Source organism: Streptomyces sp. WP-1, assembly GCF_030450125.1.
Classification (GTDB): domain Bacteria; phylum Actinomycetota; class Actinomycetes; order Streptomycetales; family Streptomycetaceae; genus Streptomyces; species Streptomyces incarnatus.
The window spans coordinates 5,984,473-6,000,489 of the sequence record NZ_CP123923.1 but is presented as its reverse complement, the minus strand read 5'-3'; the positions used below and the strand labels follow the sequence as shown (position 1 = coordinate 6,000,489).

Genomic DNA, 16,017 nt, shown 5'->3' with positions numbered 1-16,017 from the left:
CCGCGCAGACGGTCTGACCAGCCGTAGTGACACCGACAGAAAGGCCCCACGGCATGCGGCATGTCCTAGAGCACGCGGACCACCCCACCGGGGAACTGGACACGGCCCTGCGGGGCGGCCCTTTCCACGTGGCGCTGCGCGCCGCGATCGCCGCGCGCGGGCTGCCGCTCCAGCGTGTCCAGCACCATCTCTCGCGCCATGGCGTCAAAGTCGGTGTGACCAGCCTGAGTTACTGGCAGCAGGGTGCCCGCCGCCCCCAGCGCCCGGAGTCGCTGCGCGCCGTCCGCGCCCTGGAGGAGATCCTCCGGCTGCCGGACGAGTCGCTGATCAGGCTGCTCGCCGAGTCCGACCGGCGCGAGGAGGCCGACACCCCCGCGGGCCACCCGTACCGCTCGCCGGCCGAGACCGCGGGCGTGCTGGACCGGCTCCGGGCCGAGCTGGGCCGGCCGGCCGACAGCGGGCTGCACACCCTGGGCCACCACGAGTGCGTCCGGATCGGCGCCGGGCGGGAACTGGTGGCCCGCGAGGCCCATCACATCGTGCGCGCCCACCGCGACGGCGTCGACCGTTTCCTGGTCGTCCACCGGGGCGACCCCGGCCGCACCCCGCACGAGATGAGGGTGCGGGCCCTGGAGAACTGCCGCACGGGCCGTGTCCGCCGGGACCAGGGCACCGGGGTGCTGGTGGCCGAGCTGCTCTTCGGCACCCGGCTGCGGGCCGGCGACACCTTCCTCTTCCGGTATGCCGTCGAGGACGGCGCGGCCGCGCCCGCCCACGAGTACCTGCACCACTTCGAGGCGCCCGGCGGTCAGTACGCGCTCCAGGTGCGCTTCGACGCGGCCGCGCTGCCCGTGCGCTGCCGGCGCTTCACCCAGCACGCGCCGGAGGCCCCGCGCAGCGCCCGACAGGAGCTCCCCGTCACCGGGCCGCATCACTGCGCCCATGTGGTCGAGCCGCGCATCCGGCCGGGCGTCGTGGGCATCGCCTGGGACTGGCCCCAGTGAATGCCTCCGTGGGCAAGGGCCGCCGCCGCCCATCGGTCGGTGCGACCGCTGAGGCCGGGCGGTGCGGGTCGGACAGTGCGGGACGGGGATCAGGCGGCCGGGCCGGCCACGATCCTGCCGTTCTCCGTCTTCACCGACAGCTCCGTCAGCGGCTCGGTGGCCGGCGACTGGACCACCTTGCCGGTCACGGCGTCGAACTCGCTGCCGTGGCAGGGGCAGATCAGGGTCGTGCCCTGGAGCTTGTTGATCGGGCATCCGGCGTGCGTGCAGACCGTGCTGTACGCCTTCAGCGTGCCGCTCTTGTCCCGGCTGACCACCACATTGTGGTCCTTGTAGAGCTTGGCGCCGCCCTTGGCGACGTCGCCCTCCGCGCCGAGGTCCACCGGCGCGGTCGGAGTGGCGGCCGATCCGCTGTCTCCCGGCCCGGAGCACGCGGCCAGGCCGAGCCCGGCGACCGGGACCACGGCGGCCCCTCGAAGAACGGTACGACGGCTCGCGGAAGGACGCGTGGGCATCTCGGACTCCACTGGTCAAGGGGTGTACACGGCGACGATACCGGGGCGGGAATCCGGGCCGGGGGCGGGGTGCGGTGCGCGACGGCAGGGTGGGGGCGAGCGCGTCGGATGCGGCGGGATCGGGCACGTAAACGTTTGCGCAAGCGTTTACGCGGGCTCTGCCGATGGGGTACGTTCCCGGCCGGGCGCCCGTAACGGCGGGCGGTGAGGAGGGGAGCACGATGGCCACCATGGCGGACGTCGCGCGGAGCGCCGGAGTCTCCGTGGCGACCGTCTCCCATGTCCTCAACGGCACCCGTCCGGTCTCGCCCGGCACCCGCCGGGCCGTCCTGGACGCCGTGGACGTCCTCGGCTACACCCCCAACACCCTGGCCCGCTCCCTGGTGACCGCGCGCACCCGCTCCATCGGGCTCGCGGTGTCGGCGATCAGCAATCCGTACTTCACCGAGATCCTCCAGGGCGTCGAGGCCGCCGCCCTGGAGGCCGGCTACGGGCTGCTCCTGGCCGATCCGCACGACGACCCTCTCCATGAGCGCAAGGTCGCGCAGCTCCTGCATGAGCGCCGGGTGGACGGCATGATCGTCGCCCCGTCCGCGCGGCCGGGCGAGCTGGTCGACTACCTCGGCCGTCATGCCGTACCGACCGTGTTCCTGGACCGGCTGATCGACCCGCCCGGATCCGGCGAGGGGACGCCCCCGGCCACGGGCGCTCCGTTCTTCGACCAGATCTGTGCGGAGGGCGCCGAGCCGACGGCCCACCTCGTCACCCATCTCGCCGGTCTGGGACACCGCCGGGTCGGCCTGATCGCCGGGCTGCCGGGGCTCAGCACGACCCGTGAGCGCGTCACCGGCTATCTGGACGGCCTCGCCGCCGCGGGCCTGGCGCACGACGACCGTCTCCTGGTGTCCGGCAACTCCGAGTCCGCCGGCGCCGAGCGGGCCGCCGCCGCCCTGCTCGCCCTCCCCGATCCGCCCACCGCGCTCGTCACCGCCAACAACGCGATGACCCTCGGCGCCCTGCGCGCCCTGCGCCGACACGGCCTGGCCGTGCCCGGCGACATCGCCCTGTGCTGTTTCGACGACTTCCCCTGGGCCGACCTCTTCTCGCCCCGGCTCACCGCCGTCGCCCAGCCCAGCAGGGAGCTGGGCGCCCGGGCCGTACGGCTGCTCCTGGAACGCCTGGCCGAGCCGCACCGGCCGTCCCGGACCGTGCGGCTGCCCTGTGCGTTCGTCCACCGCACGTCCTGCGGCTGCCCGGAGGAACCAGAGCGGCCCGGGGCAGCCGCGCGCACCGCGTCGTCCGCCCTGTCCGAGATCCCGCCCGAGCCCCCGTCCGAGAAGGGAACCGCCTCGTGATCGTCGTCGCCGGTGAGGCACTGATCGACCTGGTACCGCAGGGCCCCGGTGCCCTCGCGGCCCTGAAACCGGCGCCCGGCGGCGGCCCGTACAACACCGCCCTGGCCCTCGGCCGGCTCGGTTCTCCCACCGCCTTCTGCTCCCGGACGTCGTACGACGCCTTCGGCGAGGCCCTGCTCGACGGGCTGCGGCGGGCCGGGGTGGAGGTGGCGGGCGTACAGCGCGGGCCGGAGCCGACGACCCTCGCGGTGGCCACGATCGACGGCGGCGGCTCCGCGTCGTACTCCTTCCATGTCGAAGGCACCGCCGACCGTCTCTTCACCGCGCCCGCCTCGCTCCCCGCGGGCACCCGCGCGGTGTCCTTCGGCACCCTGTCGCTCGTCCTGGAACCGGGGGCGAGCGCCTATGAGGAGCTGATGCGCGGGGCGGCCCGGCAGGGGCTGTTCACCGCGCTCGACCCGAACATCCGGGCGGGACTGATCCCGGACGCGGACGCCTACCGGGCGCGTTTCGCGAGCTGGCTGCCCTCGGTGGCGCTGCTGAAGGTGTCCGCGGAGGACGCGGCATGGCTGGGCGGGACGCCGCGCGCGTGGCTGGCCGAGGGGCCGTCGGCCGTGGTGGTGACCCGGGGCGGCGAGGGTCTGACCGTGTACACCCGGGACGGCGGGGAGTGTTCCGTACCCGGTGAGAAGGCCGACGTCGTGGACACCATCGGCGCCGGTGACACGGTGAACGCGGCGCTGCTGCACGGTCTGTCCGCCCTGGACGCGCTGTCGCGCGAGGCGCTGGCCGCCCTCGGGACGGAGGGCTGGACACGACTGCTGCGCTTCGCGGCGCGCGCGGCGGCGATCACCTGTTCACGGGCGGGGGCGGAGCCGCCGTACGCGGACGAGCTGGGTGCTGTGTGAGCCGTCCGCTTTCCGTCTGCTCTTGTCAAGGAGCGGCCGCCGGTTCGTGCGGCTGAGGGTGGAACGAACGGCGCCCCGCGGGGAGTTCCCGCGGGGCGCCGTATTTTTGACCTGATGTCAGGCTTTGCTCGCCCGTGTCGTCTTCCTCGCGGGCGCCGCCTTCTTCGTGGCGGTCTTCGTCGCGGCCGTCTTCTTCGTGGCGGTCTTCTTCGTGGCCGCTGCGGCCTTCTTGGTCGCCGTGTTGTCGGCCTTGGCCGTCACCGCCTTCTTGGCCGGCGTCCTGGCCGCGGCCGTCTTCCTGGTGGCGCGCGGTGCCTTCACGGGCTCCGCGTCGCTGACCCGGTCGGCGCCGAGGATCTCGCGCAGGAACTTGCCGGTGTGGCTGGCCGGGACCCCGGCGACCTCCTCGGGCGTGCCCTCGGCGACCACCAGGCCACCGCCGGCGCCGCCCTCCGGGCCCATGTCCACGAGCCAGTCGGCGGTCTTGATCACATCGAGGTTGTGCTCGATGACGATGACCGTGTTGCCCTTGTCGACCAGGCCACCGAGCACCTTCAGCAGCTTGCTGATGTCCTCGAAGTGCAGACCGGTGGTGGGCTCGTCCAGCACGTAGACCGTGCGTCCGGTGGAGCGCTTCTGGAGTTCGCTGGCGAGCTTGACGCGCTGCGCCTCGCCGCCGGAGAGCGTGGTGGCCGACTGGCCGAGGCGCACATAGCCGAGGCCGACGTCGTGCAGCGTCTTCAGGTGGCGCGAGATCGCCGGGACCGCCTCGAAGAAGTGCATGGCCTCCTCGATCGGCATGTTCAGCACCTCGGCGATGGACTTGCCCTTGTAGTGGACCTCCAGGGTCTCCCGGTTGTACCGGGCGCCGTGGCAGACCTCGCACGGGACGTAGACGTCCGGGAGGAAGTTCATCTCGATCTTGATGGTGCCGTCGCCCGCGCAGTTCTCGCAGCGGCCGCCCTTGACGTTGAAGGAGAAGCGCCCGGGCTGGTAGCCGCGGACCTTGGCCTCGGTGGTCTCGGCGAACAGGCGGCGGACGTGGTCGAAGACACCGGTGTACGTCGCCGGGTTGGACCGCGGGGTGCGGCCGATCGGCGACTGGTCGACATGGACGACCTTGTCCACCAGGTCGTCGCCCGCCACGCGCGTGTGGCGGCCGGGGACGGTGCGCGCGCCGTTCAGCTCGCGCGCCAGGTGGGTGTACAGGATGTCGTTGACCAGGGTGGACTTGCCGGATCCCGACACGCCCGTGACGGCCGTGAACACGCCCAGCGGGAAGGACACGTCGATGTCCTGGAGGTTGTTCTCACGGGCGCCGTGCACGGTGAGCTGGCGCGAGGGGTCGCGGGGGCGCCGGACCTCCGGCAGCGGGATCGCCTTGCGACCGGAGAGGTAGGCGCCGGTCTGCGACTCGGCGTTGGCGAGCAGTTCCTTCAGGGAGCCGCTGTGCACCACCTTGCCGCCGTGCTCACCGGCGCCGGGGCCGATGTCGACCACCCAGTCGGCGACCTTGATGGTGTCCTCGTCGTGCTCCACGACGATGAGCGTGTTGCCCATGTCGCGCAGCCTGACCAGGGTCTCGATCAGCCGGTGGTTGTCGCGCTGGTGCAGACCGATGGAGGGCTCGTCGAGCACGTACAGGACGCCGACCAGGCCGGAGCCGATCTGGGTGGCCAGGCGGATGCGCTGGGCCTCGCCGCCGGACAGGGTGCCGGCCGCGCGGTTGAGCGAGAGGTAGTCCAGGCCGACGTCGACCAGGAAGCGCAGCCGCTCGTTGACCTCCTTCAGCACGCGTTCGGCGATCTTCTTGTCGCGGGCGCTCAGCTTCAGCTCGCCCAGGAACTCCGCGCAGTCGCTGATGGACATCGCCGAGACCTCGGCGATCGACTTCCCCATGACGCTGACGGCGAGGACGATCGGCTTCAGGCGGGTGCCCTCGCAGGAGGGGCAGGGCACCTCGCGCATGTAGCCCTCGAAGCGCTCGCGGCTGGCGTCGCTCTCGGCCTCGCTGTGCCGGCGCTTGACGAAGGGCACCGCGCCCTCGAAGGGGGTGGTGTAGACCCGCTCGCGGCCGTACCGGTTGCGGTAGCGCACCTCGATCTGGGTCTTGTGGCCGTGGAGCAGGGCCTTCTTGGCGCGCTGGGGCAGGCCGGCGAAGGGGATGTCCGTGCGGAAGCCGAGCGCGTCCGCGAGGGCGCCGATCAGGCGGCTGAAGTAGTCCTTGGTGTGTCCGTGCGACCAGGGGTGGATGGCGCCTTCGTCCAGGGACTTGTCGGGGTCCGGGACGATCAGCTCGGCGTCGACCTCCATACGGGTGCCGATGCCGGTGCACTCGGGGCACGCGCCGAAGGGCGAGTTGAAGGAGAAGGAGCGCGGCTCCAGCTCCTCGAAGGACAGGTCGTCGTACGGGCAGTACAGGTGCTCCGAGTACATGCGCTCGCGCTCGGGGTCGTCCTCGGGGAGGTCCACGAAGTCGAGCACGACCATGCCGCCGGACAGGCCGAGGGCGGTCTCCACGGAGTCGGTGAGGCGGCGCTTGGCGGAGTCCTTCACCGTGAGGCGGTCCACGACCACCTCGATGGTGTGCTTCTCCTGTTTCTTCAGGGTCGGCGGTTCGGACAGCTGGACGGTCTGGCCGTCCACCCGCGCACGGGAGTAGCCCTTGGTCTGGAGGTCGGAGAAGAGATCGACGAACTCGCCCTTGCGCTCGCGCACCAGCGGCGAGAGCACCTGGAAGCGGCTCCCCTCCGGCAGCTCCAGGACCTTGTCCACGATGGCCCCCGGCGACTGGCGCGAGATCGGGCGGCCGCACTCGGGGCAGTGCGGCTTGCCGATGCGCGCGAAGAGCAGACGCAGGTAGTCGTAGACCTCGGTGATGGTGCCGACAGTCGAGCGGGGGTTGCGCGAGGTCGACTTCTGGTCGATGGAGACCGCCGGGGACAGGCCCTCGATGAAGTCGACGTCCGGCTTGTCCATCTGTCCGAGGAACTGCCGTGCGTACGAGGAAAGCGACTCCACGTAGCGCCGCTGGCCCTCGGCGAAGATCGTGTCGAAGGCCAGGGAGGACTTGCCCGACCCCGAAAGGCCCGTGAAGACGATGAGCGAGTCACGAGGCAGGTCGAGCGAGACATTCTTCAGGTTGTGCTCGCGCGCGCCACGGACGATGAGACGGTCGGCCACGCCGGTCCGCACCTTTCTTGGGAGAAGTGACAGGGGCGAAGCCCCCGTGCTTCTTCACACTAGGGGGAGCCACTGACAACGCCGGTCGGATTGCTCGGTTGCATAACAACCCCCGGCCTTCCAGCATGCCCGACGCCGTCTTCGACCATATAGCACGCGCATTCGAATTACGGACGAGCTTCACCAGCTTCACCCGAACGTGTGGCGGGGCTAGGGTCGGGCCCATGATTGATCACGCTCATGACCTGGCATGTGTACGTGACGCGACCGAGCGGCTGCTCAACGCGGTCGCACAACTGGACAACGCCTCACTCGCCGAGCCGTCACGGCTTCCCGGCTGGAGCCGCGGCCATGTCCTCGCCCACCTCGCCCGCAACGCGGACGCGCTCGTGAACGTCCTCGAAGGCCGTCCCATGTACGCGAGCGCCGAGGCGCGGGACGTCGACATCGACAACGGCGCCGCGCGCCCCCTGGAGACCCAGCTCGCCGACCTGCGCGAGACCGCGGAGCGGTTCCGGGCGGCGGGGGACGCGCCCGCGGACTGGACGCGCACGGTGGAGCTGCGCAACGGGGTCACCGACGACGCGGCCCGGGTGCCGTTCCGCCGGTGGGTCGAGGTGGACCTGCACCACGTGGACCTCGGGATCGGGTACGACCTGGAGGACCTCCCGGCCGAGTTCCTGGAGCGCGAGTCCGACTTCCTGACCCGGCGCTTCTCCGGCAACCCCGACGTGCCCGCGACCCGTGTGACGGACGGCACCCACGAGTGGACCACGGGACGGCACGCGGACAAGCCCGAGGTCACCGTCACGGGCACCCCGGCCGACCTGGTCGGCTGGCTCGCCGGCCGCCGCGACGGCTCCGCCCTGGCGGCGGACGGCGCCCCCCTGCCGAAGCTCCCACCGCTCTAGGTTTCGAACCCGAGGCCCGGCAGAGCGGCCGCCGGCGCCGGACGGTCATCCGGTGAACGTCCGCGGTTCGGACCGCTTGTGTCAGTGAGGCGTCGCCGTCACCGCGAACGGCATAGGCTGATCACCATGACGTACACGGGCGAGGTCAGGGTCGGCGGGCCGGCGGATGTGCATGAGCTCAAGGACCTGATGATCACGAAGATCGCGGTCGGGCCGATGGACAACAACGCCTATCTGCTGCGCTGCCGGGCCACCGACGAGCAGCTCCTGATCGACGCCGCGAACGAGCCGCGGACGCTCCTGGGGATGATCGGTGACGACGGCATCGCATCCGTCGTCACCACCCACCAGCACGGCGACCACTGGCAGGCGCTCGCCGAGGTCGTGGCCGCGACGGGCGCGCGCACGCACGCCGGCCGGGAGGACGCGCCCGGCATCCCGGTGGCCACCGACGTGCTCGTGGACGACGGCGACGTCATCCGGGTGGGGCAGGTGGAACTCACCGCCCGCCACCTCGTCGGGCACACGCCGGGCTCCATCGCGCTGGTCTACGACGACCCGCACGGCCATCCGCACGTCTTCACCGGCGACTGCCTCTTCCCGGGCGGCGTCGGCAACACGCGCAAGGACCCGAAGGCGTTCGCCAGCCTGATCCATGACGTGGAGACGAAGATCTTCGACGCGCTGCCGGACGAGACCTGGGTCTATCCGGGGCACGGCGACGACACCACGCTCGGCGCCGAGCGCCCGCACCTGCCGGAGTGGCACGCGCGCGGGTGGTGAACTCAGGCCGCCCGTAAGGGGGATGCCGTACGACCGGTATGTACGACGGGACGTGCGCCCGGCGTGAACGCCGTTCCGCGCGCCCCGTGTGAACGCTTCGCACACGCCCGGCGCACACGCACGCTCCCCCGGACCGGTGGCACGCGGTCAACTGGTCGCGGCCCCGCCCGGGATGACGGCTCCCGAGCGGAAGGGCCGCCGGTCTGCCCACCCTGCCCTGGGCCGGCGGCCCGGGCCGGGGCCCAGGTACCGCCGCCCGGCCCGCGTTCACACGGCCGCAACACCCGCTCCCACTATGCGGACAAAAATGGTCGTGACCTCGACAAATGCCGAGTTCGCTGCCACTCTCCCGCCATGCACCTCGCCCCTCGCACAGTGCGCCGCGCGGTAGCGGCCGCCACCCTCGTCCTGCTCGCCACCGCCGTCGGCTGCGCCCCGCAGCCCGAGGCGAAGTCGTCGGCCACCGCGCCCGGTTCGGCCGCCGCGAGCTGCGCCAAGGGCAAGCTGGCCACCAAGACGTCCGGGAAACTGACCATCGCGACGGACGAACCCGCCTACGAGCCGTGGTTCAAGGACGACAAGCCCGCCAATGGCAAGGGCTTCGAATCCGCGGTCGCCTACGCCGTGGCCAAGCAGCTCGGCTACGGCAAGGACGAGGTGGCCTGGCAGAGCGTGCCCTTCAACAAGGCGTTCGCGCCCGGCGTGAAGACCTTCGACTTCGACATCAACCAGGTTTCGATCAGCACCGAACGCAAAAAGGCCGTCGACTTCTCCTCCGGCTACTACGACGTGCGCCAGGCCGTCATCGCGCTCAAGGGGAGCAAGGCCGCGAAGGCGAAGAGCATCGCGGACCTGCGCGGCCTCAAACTGGGCGCCCAGGTGGGCACCACCAGCCTCGACTACATCACCGACGTGGTGAAGCCGAAGCAGGACCCCGCCGTCTACGCCAAGAACGACCAGGCCAAGTCCGCCCTGAAGAACGGTCAGGTCGACGCCGTCGTCACCGACCTGCCGACCGCGTTCTACATCACCTCCGCCGAGGTGACGAACGCCAAGATCGTCGGCCAGTTCGAGAACCAGGGCGGCACGCCCGAGCAGTTCGGCCTGGTGCTCGACAAGGGCAGCGCGCTGACCCCGTGCGTGAGCGGCGCCGTCGACGCCCTGCGCAAGGACGGCACGCTGGCGCGGCTCGACCAGCAGTGGCTGTCCGACGCCGTCGGCGCCCCGGTGCTCAAGTGACCGTCACCAGGGGCGAGTCCGCGCGGGAGGGGGCCGACGACGAGGACGGCATGCCCGGCGACGACTACGTCCCCTCCGCGCGGCGGCTGGAGCGCGAGCGCCACAAGCGGGTCCGGGCCCGCCGCGCGACGGCCGTCGCGGCGCTGTCCACCCTGGTCACCGCCGCCGTGCTCTACCTGGTCGTGGTCGACGCGCCCGGCTGGCCGCGCACCCAGGAGACGTTCTTCAGCGCCCAGTACGCGCGCGAGGCGCTCCCGAAGGTCCTCGAAGGGCTGTGGCTGAACGTCCGCCTGCTGCTGATCTGCGGTGTCGCCGTCCTGGTCCTCGGCATGCTGATCGCGATCGCGCGCACCCTGCGCGGCCCGGTGTTCTTCCCGCTGCGCGTGCTGGCGGCGGCGTACACCGACTTCTTCCGCGGGCTGCCGCTGATCATCAATCTGATGATCGTGGTCCTGGGTGTGCCCGCGCTGCGGCTCCAGGGCGTGACGGTCGATCCGGTGCTGCTCGGCGGTACGGCGCTGACGCTGACGTACTCGGCGTACGTCGCCGAGGTGTTCCGGGCCGGCATCGAGTCGATCCACCCCTCCCAGCGCGCGGCGGCCCGCTCGCTGGGCCTGACCAACCGCCAGGCCCTGCGCTACGTGGTGCTGCCCCAGGCGGTGCGCCGGCAGGTGCCGCCGCTGCTCAACGACCTGGTGTCGCTCCAGAAGGACACCGGCCTGGTGTCGATCGGCGGCGCGGTGGACGCCGTACGGGCGGCCGACATCATCGTGGGCCGCAGCCTGAACTACACGCCGTACATCGTGGCGGGCCTCGTGTTCGTGGCGCTGACCATTCCGATGACCCGCCTCACGGACTGGGTGACGGCCCGGCTGGACCGGCGGCGGGAGCAGGGGGGATCCCTATGAGCGACGCGCCCGTGCTGCGCATGGAGTCGGTCCGCAAGACCTTCGGCGAGTCGGTGGTCCTGCGGGACGTCGACCTGGAGGTCGCCCCGCACACGGTGACCGCGCTGATCGGCGCCTCCGGGTCCGGGAAGTCGACGCTGCTGCGGTGCGCCAACCTCCTGGAGGAGATCGACGACGGCGCGATCTGGCTGGACGGCGAGGAGATCACTGATCCCCGGGCCGACCAGGACGCGGTGCGGCGCCGGATCGGCGTGGTCTTCCAGGCGTACAACCTCTTCCCGCACATGAGCGTGCTGGACAACATCACGCTCGCCCCGCGCCGGGTGCACGGCGTCTCCCGCGCCGAGGCCGAGGAGCGGGCCAGGGGGCTGCTGGAGCGCCTCGGGCTGGCCGGCAAGGCGGACGCCTATCCGGACCGGCTCAGCGGCGGCCAGCAGCAGCGGGTGGCGATCGTCCGGGCCCTCGCCGTGCGGCCCCGGCTGTTGCTGCTGGACGAGGTCACGGCCGCGCTCGACCCCGAACTGGTGGGCGAGGTGCTGGAGGTGGTCCGGGGGCTGAAGGACGAGGGCATGACCATGGTGCTGGCCACCCATGAGATGGGCTTCGCGCGGGACGTCGCCGACCAGGTGTGCTTCCTGGACGGCGGGGTCGTCCTCGAACACGGCACCGCCGAGCAGGTGTTCGGGGATCCGCAGCAGGAACGCACCCGGCGCTTCCTGCGGCGGATCGTCGAGGCGGGCCGCCTGTAGGACCGCCTCAGGACCCTGCGGCGGCGCGGGGACTACGTGTCGGCCCGCGTCGCGCCCAGGAGTGCCACGACGCGCTCGACGCCGAACACGTAGCCCTGCACGCCGCAGCCCGCGATCACGCCGTCGGCACGCAGGGAGACGTACGAGTGGTGCCGGAACGTCTCGCGCCGGTGGATGTTGGAGATGTGCACCTCCAGGACGGGCATGTCGTCGCAGGTGTTGAGCGCGTCCAGGATCGCCACCGAAGTGTGGGAGTAGGCGCCGGGGTTGATGACGATGCCGCAGTGGTCCAGGCGTGCCTCGTGGATCCAGTCGACCAGTTCGCCCTCGTGGTTGGACTGCCGGAAGTCGATCGTGCCGCCGTGCGCGGCCACCGCCTCGGCGCACAGCGCCTCGACGTCGGCGAGGGTCTCCCGGCCGTAGATCTCCGGCTGGCGCTGGCCCAGCAGATTCAGGTTGGGCCCGTTGAGGATCATGATCGGGGCGTTGGCCAGGGTGCGGGGCACGGTTCCTCCGGTCGTTCAGGGCGGTGCGTCCGCGACCGCTCGTTCCCGGTGTATCACGGCTCCGGCGTGCGCTCCGGGCCCGTGCCCCACTCGCCCCGGGCGCGCGCTTCGGCCACTCGGTCACCCCTGTACGCCCCCGTAACTCGTGGTCACGGTGGGTAGTTGACGCACCATGCACGACGTACGCGCTGTCACCACCGCCTCTCTGCCGCGCCTGGCCGCCGCCTCGCTCGCCGGCACCGCGGTCGAGTTCTACGACTTCTATGCCTACGGGACCGCGGCCGCGCTGGTCCTCGGGCCGCTGTTCTTCCCCTCGTTCTCGCCGGCCACCGGGACGCTGGCGGCGTTCGCGACGTTCGGCGTGGGCTTCGTGGCCAGGCCGCTGGGCTCGGTGCTGTTCGGGCACCTCGGGGACCGGCGCGGGCGGCGGCCGGTGCTGATGACCTCGCTGCTGATCACCAGCGCCTCGACGATCGCGGTGGGCTGTGTGCCCTCGTACGCCTCGATCGGCGTGGCCGCGCCCGTGCTGCTCCTGCTGCTGCGGTTCCTGCAAGGGCTCGGGCTCGGCGGCGAGTGGGGCGGGGCCGTACTGCTCACCGTGGAGCACGCGCCCGCCGGACGGCGGGCCCTGTGGTCGAGCATTCCGCAGCTGGGGCCCGCGATCGGCTTCGTGCTCGCCAACGGGGCGATGCTGGCGCTGTCCACCGGGCTCTCCGACGCGCAGTTCGCGCAGTGGGGCTGGCGGGTGCCGTTCTGGGCGGCCGCGGTGCCCGCCCTGGCGGGGCTGTGGCTGCGCTCGTCGCTCGCCGAGAGCCCCCGGTTCCTGGAGCTCGACGACCACGCGCGCGTGCCCTTCATGGAGGTCGTACGGCACCACAGACGGCTGGTGCTGCTGGCCGCGGGGGCGCTGTCCGCCGGGTACGCGGTGTTCTACGCGGTGACGACCTGGTCGCTGTCGTACGCGACGGAACGGCTCGATGTGAGCCGGAGCGTCATGCTGACCTGTGTCATGGCGGCGGTGCTCGTGCAGGCCCCGCTCATCCCCGCCGCCGCGCTGCTCGGCGACCGCTACGGGCGCCGGCCGATGTGCGTGACCGGATGCGCGGCCTGCGCGCTGTGGATGCTGCCCATGGTCTCGCTGCTGGCGACCGGCGAGCCGCTGCTGATGTTCCTCGGGATGCTGGGCGCGCTGCTCGCCTTCGTCACGGTGTTCTCGGTGGTCTCCGCCTATCTGCCGGAGCTGTTCGACGCCCGGGTGCGCTGCACGGGCGCCGCGGTGGGCTACAACCTCGGCGGGGTGCTCGGCGGCGCGCTCACCCCGATCGTGGCCACGGCGCTCGCGCAGGGAGGCGGGCGGGTCCCCTGGGGCGTGGGCGGCTATCTGACCGGTATGGCGCTGCTCAGCCTGGGCTGCTTCGCGCTGCTGCCGGAGACACACCCGGCGCCGCTCCCGGCGGTGGAGACGGTCGCCGGCTCGGTCAGGGGTTGATCGCCAGCTCCAGGTAGGCCGCGAACAGCACCAGGTGGACGCCGCCCTGCAAGGGGGTGGCCCGGCCCGGCACCACGGTCAGGGAGGCGACCACCACCGTCAGCGCCAGCAGCAGCATATGGACGGAGTCGAGGCCGAGGACGAGCGGTCCCGACAGCCAGAGGGAGGCCAGTGCCACGGCCGGGATGGTCAGTCCGATGCTGGCCATCGCCGAGCCGAGCGCGAGGTTGAGGCTGGTCTGCACCCGGTCCCGGCGCGCGGCGCGCAACGCGGCGATGGTCTCGGGGAGCAGCACGAGCAGGGCGATGATCACACCGACGACGGCCTGGCGCAGGCCCGCCGCCGCCACGCCCGACTCGATGGCGGGTGAGACGCCCTTCGCCAGGCCGACGACGCCGATCAGGGCCAGACCGAGCATGCCGAGGCTGATCAGAGCGGTGCGCTTGGACGGGGGGCTGGCGTGGTCCTCGGTGCTGATGACCTCGCCCTGCCGGGTGATGGGCAGGAAGTAGTCCCGGTGCCGCATCGTCTGGGTGGTGACGAACAGGCCGTAGAGGATCAGTGAGGACAGCGCGGCGAAGGTCAGCTGGAGCGTGGAGAACTCCGGTCCGGGCTTGCTGGTGGTGAAGGTCGGCAGCACCAGGCTCAGCGTGGCCAGGGTGGCGACCGTCGCGAGCGCGGCACCGGAGCCCTCGGGGTTGAAAACGGCGGTGCCGTGCCGCAGCGAGGCGACGAGCAGGCAGATGCCGACGATGCCGTTGCAGGTGATCATCACGGCGGCGAAGACGGTGTCCCTGGCCAGGGTGGAGCTTTTGTCTCCGCCGTCGGCCATCAGCGTGACGATCAGCGCCACCTCGATGACCGTGACGGCGATGGCCAGCACCAGGGAGCCGAAGGGTTCGCCGATGCGGTGGGCCACCACCTCGGCATGGTGCACCGCCGCGAGGACGGCTCCGGCGAGCACCACCGTCACCAGGGCGATGACCAGGCCCGGCATGGCCCGGTGCCAGGTGAGGATCAGCAGGACGACCGCGAGCACCGGCACAAGGATCGTCCATCGCCGGGCGAGTGATCGCAGCCAAGTGATCATGCCGCGATCGTCGCAGAGAGCCACATGGTTCGCATTCTGTTCGTTCCGGATGCTTCCGTCCCTTCCCTGCGGTGTCCGGCGCCGGCTCGGGCCGGGCCCCGCGTGTCCGTTCGTGTCCCACGGAGGATCCTCCGCGAGCGGAGAGCCCTCCGTGGGTGGTGGCCCTGACGGGCCGTGCGAGCCGTGTGGTCAGGTCAGACGTCCACGGACTCCCTCTTCCCGGCGTCCTCGCCGTCGGCGCCCGCCTCGGCGGCCGCCTGTTTCCTGGAGGCCATGAGGCTGGTGACCGTGGTGATCACCAGGACCCCGCAGATCACGCCGAGCGAGACCGGGATGCTGATCTCGGGCACCGGCACGCCCGATTCGTGCAGTGCGTGCAGGACGAGCTTCACGCCGATGAATCCGAGGATGACCGACAGGCCGTACGAGAGGTGGACCAGCTTCTTCAGCAGGCCGCCGAGGAGGAAGTACAGCTGACGCAGGCCCATCAGCGCGAAGGCGTTGGCGGTGAAGACGATGTACGGGTCCTGGGTGAGGCCGAAGATCGCGGGGATCGAGTCCAGGGCGAATAGGACGTCGGTGGTGCCGATGGCGAGCATCACGACCAGCATCGGGGTCATGATCCGCTTGCCGTTCTGCCGGATCCACAGCTTGGTGCCGTGGTACCGGTCGGCCACGCCGAACCTGCGCTCCGCCGCCTTCAGCAGCCGGTTCTCCTCGAACTCCTCCTCGCCCTCGTCGTCGGAGCGGGCCTCCTGGACGAGCTTCCAGGCGGTCCATATCAGGAAGGCGCCGAAGAGGTAGAACACCCAGGAGAAGCTGGTGACGATCGCGGCTCCGGCGGCGATGAACACCGCTCGCAGCACCAGGGCTATCAGGACGCCGATGAGCAGGACGCGCCGTTGGTAGAGCGCGGGCACCGCGAACTTCGTCATGATCAGGACGAAGATGAAGAGGTTGTCGACGCTCAGCGACTTCTCGGTGATGTAGCCCGCGAAGAACTCGCCGGCCGGCTGTCCGCCACCGAAGAAGAGCAGGCCGAGGCCGAAGAGACCGGCCAGGACGATCCAGACGACGGTCCAGATGCCCGCTTCTTTGATCGACACCTCATGGGGCTTGCGCCCGATGAGGAAGTCGAAACCGATCAGGGCGGCCAGGCCCACGATGGTGAGGACCCACAGGGTCATGGAAACTTCCACGGCAACCTCCGGCATTTCGAGATGGCAAGCACATATGCGTTGTCACTGCCGGAGGTCTCTTCCACCCGCACGGGGGCCGACGCCCCGGGACCGGAACCGGTCCGTATTGACGGGTGCGCCGCAGTCAGGGAGTACTCCCCTCCGCTTGGAAAACAGTACCCCAATTACCAAGCGTTGG

Annotated in this window: 14 protein-coding genes; 9 read left to right on the top strand and 5 right to left on the bottom strand. The window is 71.2% G+C overall.

Annotation, left to right across the window (positions count from 1 at the left end; translation table 11 throughout):
- Nucleotides 1–53: 53 nt before the first annotated feature.
- Nucleotides 54–1,004, top strand: a complete 951-nt coding sequence (locus QHG49_RS26485; RefSeq protein WP_159700350.1) for a hypothetical protein — start codon at nucleotides 54–56, stop codon at nucleotides 1,002–1,004.
- An 89-nt stretch (nucleotides 1,005–1,093) separates the two neighbouring features.
- On the opposite strand, the gene QHG49_RS26480 is transcribed toward QHG49_RS26485, so the two are convergent.
- The gene (locus QHG49_RS26480) at nucleotides 1,094–1,519 is read right to left on the bottom strand and encodes a Rieske (2Fe-2S) protein (RefSeq protein WP_301491581.1); all 426 of its coding nucleotides are present in this window, start codon (nucleotides 1,517–1,519) and stop codon (nucleotides 1,094–1,096) included.
- A gap of 221 nt (nucleotides 1,520–1,740) precedes the next feature.
- On the opposite strand from QHG49_RS26480, the gene QHG49_RS26475 reads away from it, so the two are divergent.
- Both QHG49_RS26475 and QHG49_RS26470 read left to right on the top strand, forming a co-directional pair.
- Nucleotides 1,741–2,874, top strand: coding sequence for a LacI family DNA-binding transcriptional regulator (locus QHG49_RS26475; protein ID WP_301491580.1), 1,134 nt, complete (start codon nucleotides 1,741–1,743; stop codon nucleotides 2,872–2,874).
- A complete protein-coding gene (locus tag QHG49_RS26470) occupies nucleotides 2,871–3,782 on the top strand; it encodes a carbohydrate kinase (protein ID WP_145491557.1) in 912 nt (303 codons plus the stop codon). Before QHG49_RS26475 ends, QHG49_RS26470 begins: the two co-directional genes overlap by 4 nt.
- A 117-nt stretch (nucleotides 3,783–3,899) precedes the next feature.
- Here the strand turns inward: QHG49_RS26470 and uvrA are convergent, their stop codons facing one another.
- Nucleotides 3,900–6,965 carry an excinuclease ABC subunit UvrA gene (gene uvrA, locus QHG49_RS26465; RefSeq protein WP_301491579.1) on the bottom strand — a complete coding sequence of 1,022 codons (3,066 nt, stop codon included), beginning with the start codon at nucleotides 6,963–6,965 and terminating at the stop codon, nucleotides 3,900–3,902.
- Between the two features lie 224 nt (nucleotides 6,966–7,189).
- Between uvrA and QHG49_RS26460 the strand changes: the two genes are divergently transcribed.
- The 5 genes from QHG49_RS26460 (at nucleotide 7,190) to QHG49_RS26440 (ending at nucleotide 11,555) form a co-directional block, all read left to right on the top strand.
- On the top strand, nucleotides 7,190–7,876 hold the full coding sequence (locus QHG49_RS26460; protein ID WP_159700356.1) for a maleylpyruvate isomerase family mycothiol-dependent enzyme: 687 nt from the start codon (nucleotides 7,190–7,192) through the stop codon (nucleotides 7,874–7,876).
- A gap of 126 nt (nucleotides 7,877–8,002) precedes the next feature.
- Complete coding sequence (locus tag QHG49_RS26455) at nucleotides 8,003–8,659, top strand: MBL fold metallo-hydrolase (protein WP_159700359.1); 657 nt, start codon at nucleotides 8,003–8,005, stop codon at nucleotides 8,657–8,659.
- A gap of 354 nt (nucleotides 8,660–9,013) precedes the next feature.
- Nucleotides 9,014–9,898: an ABC transporter substrate-binding protein gene (locus tag QHG49_RS26450; RefSeq protein ID WP_145491546.1), complete on the top strand. Its 885-nt coding sequence runs from the start codon at nucleotides 9,014–9,016 to the stop codon at nucleotides 9,896–9,898.
- Nucleotides 9,895–10,806 (top strand): amino acid ABC transporter permease, encoded by a 912-nt coding sequence (locus QHG49_RS26445; protein WP_159700362.1) that lies wholly within the window; start codon nucleotides 9,895–9,897, stop codon nucleotides 10,804–10,806. Before QHG49_RS26450 ends, QHG49_RS26445 begins: the two co-directional genes overlap by 4 nt.
- Nucleotides 10,803–11,555 (top strand): amino acid ABC transporter ATP-binding protein, encoded by a 753-nt coding sequence (locus QHG49_RS26440; protein WP_301491578.1) that lies wholly within the window; start codon nucleotides 10,803–10,805, stop codon nucleotides 11,553–11,555. Before QHG49_RS26445 ends, QHG49_RS26440 begins: the two co-directional genes overlap by 4 nt.
- Nucleotides 11,556–11,587: 32 nt before the next feature.
- Here QHG49_RS26440 and aroQ read toward each other — a convergent pair whose 3' ends face one another.
- Nucleotides 11,588–12,061, bottom strand: coding sequence for a type II 3-dehydroquinate dehydratase (gene aroQ / locus QHG49_RS26435; RefSeq protein ID WP_145491539.1), 474 nt, complete (start codon nucleotides 12,059–12,061; stop codon nucleotides 11,588–11,590).
- 172 nt (nucleotides 12,062–12,233) lie between these two features.
- Here aroQ and QHG49_RS26430 point away from each other — a divergent pair, with 172 nt between their 5' ends.
- The gene (locus tag QHG49_RS26430; protein ID WP_201300538.1) at nucleotides 12,234–13,550 is read left to right on the top strand and encodes an MFS transporter; all 1,317 of its coding nucleotides are present in this window, start codon (nucleotides 12,234–12,236) and stop codon (nucleotides 13,548–13,550) included.
- Here the strand turns inward: QHG49_RS26430 and QHG49_RS26425 are convergent.
- Entirely contained in the window at nucleotides 13,540–14,640 is a 1,101-nt protein-coding gene (locus tag QHG49_RS26425; protein ID WP_145491535.1) for a calcium:proton antiporter, read from the bottom strand. The two genes, QHG49_RS26430 and QHG49_RS26425, sit on opposite strands and share 11 nt — an antisense overlap.
- A gap of 194 nt (nucleotides 14,641–14,834) precedes the next feature.
- The gene (locus QHG49_RS26420) at nucleotides 14,835–15,839 is read right to left on the bottom strand and encodes a TerC family protein (protein WP_301491577.1); all 1,005 of its coding nucleotides are present in this window, start codon (nucleotides 15,837–15,839) and stop codon (nucleotides 14,835–14,837) included.
- Nucleotides 15,840–16,017 lie beyond the last annotated feature (178 nt).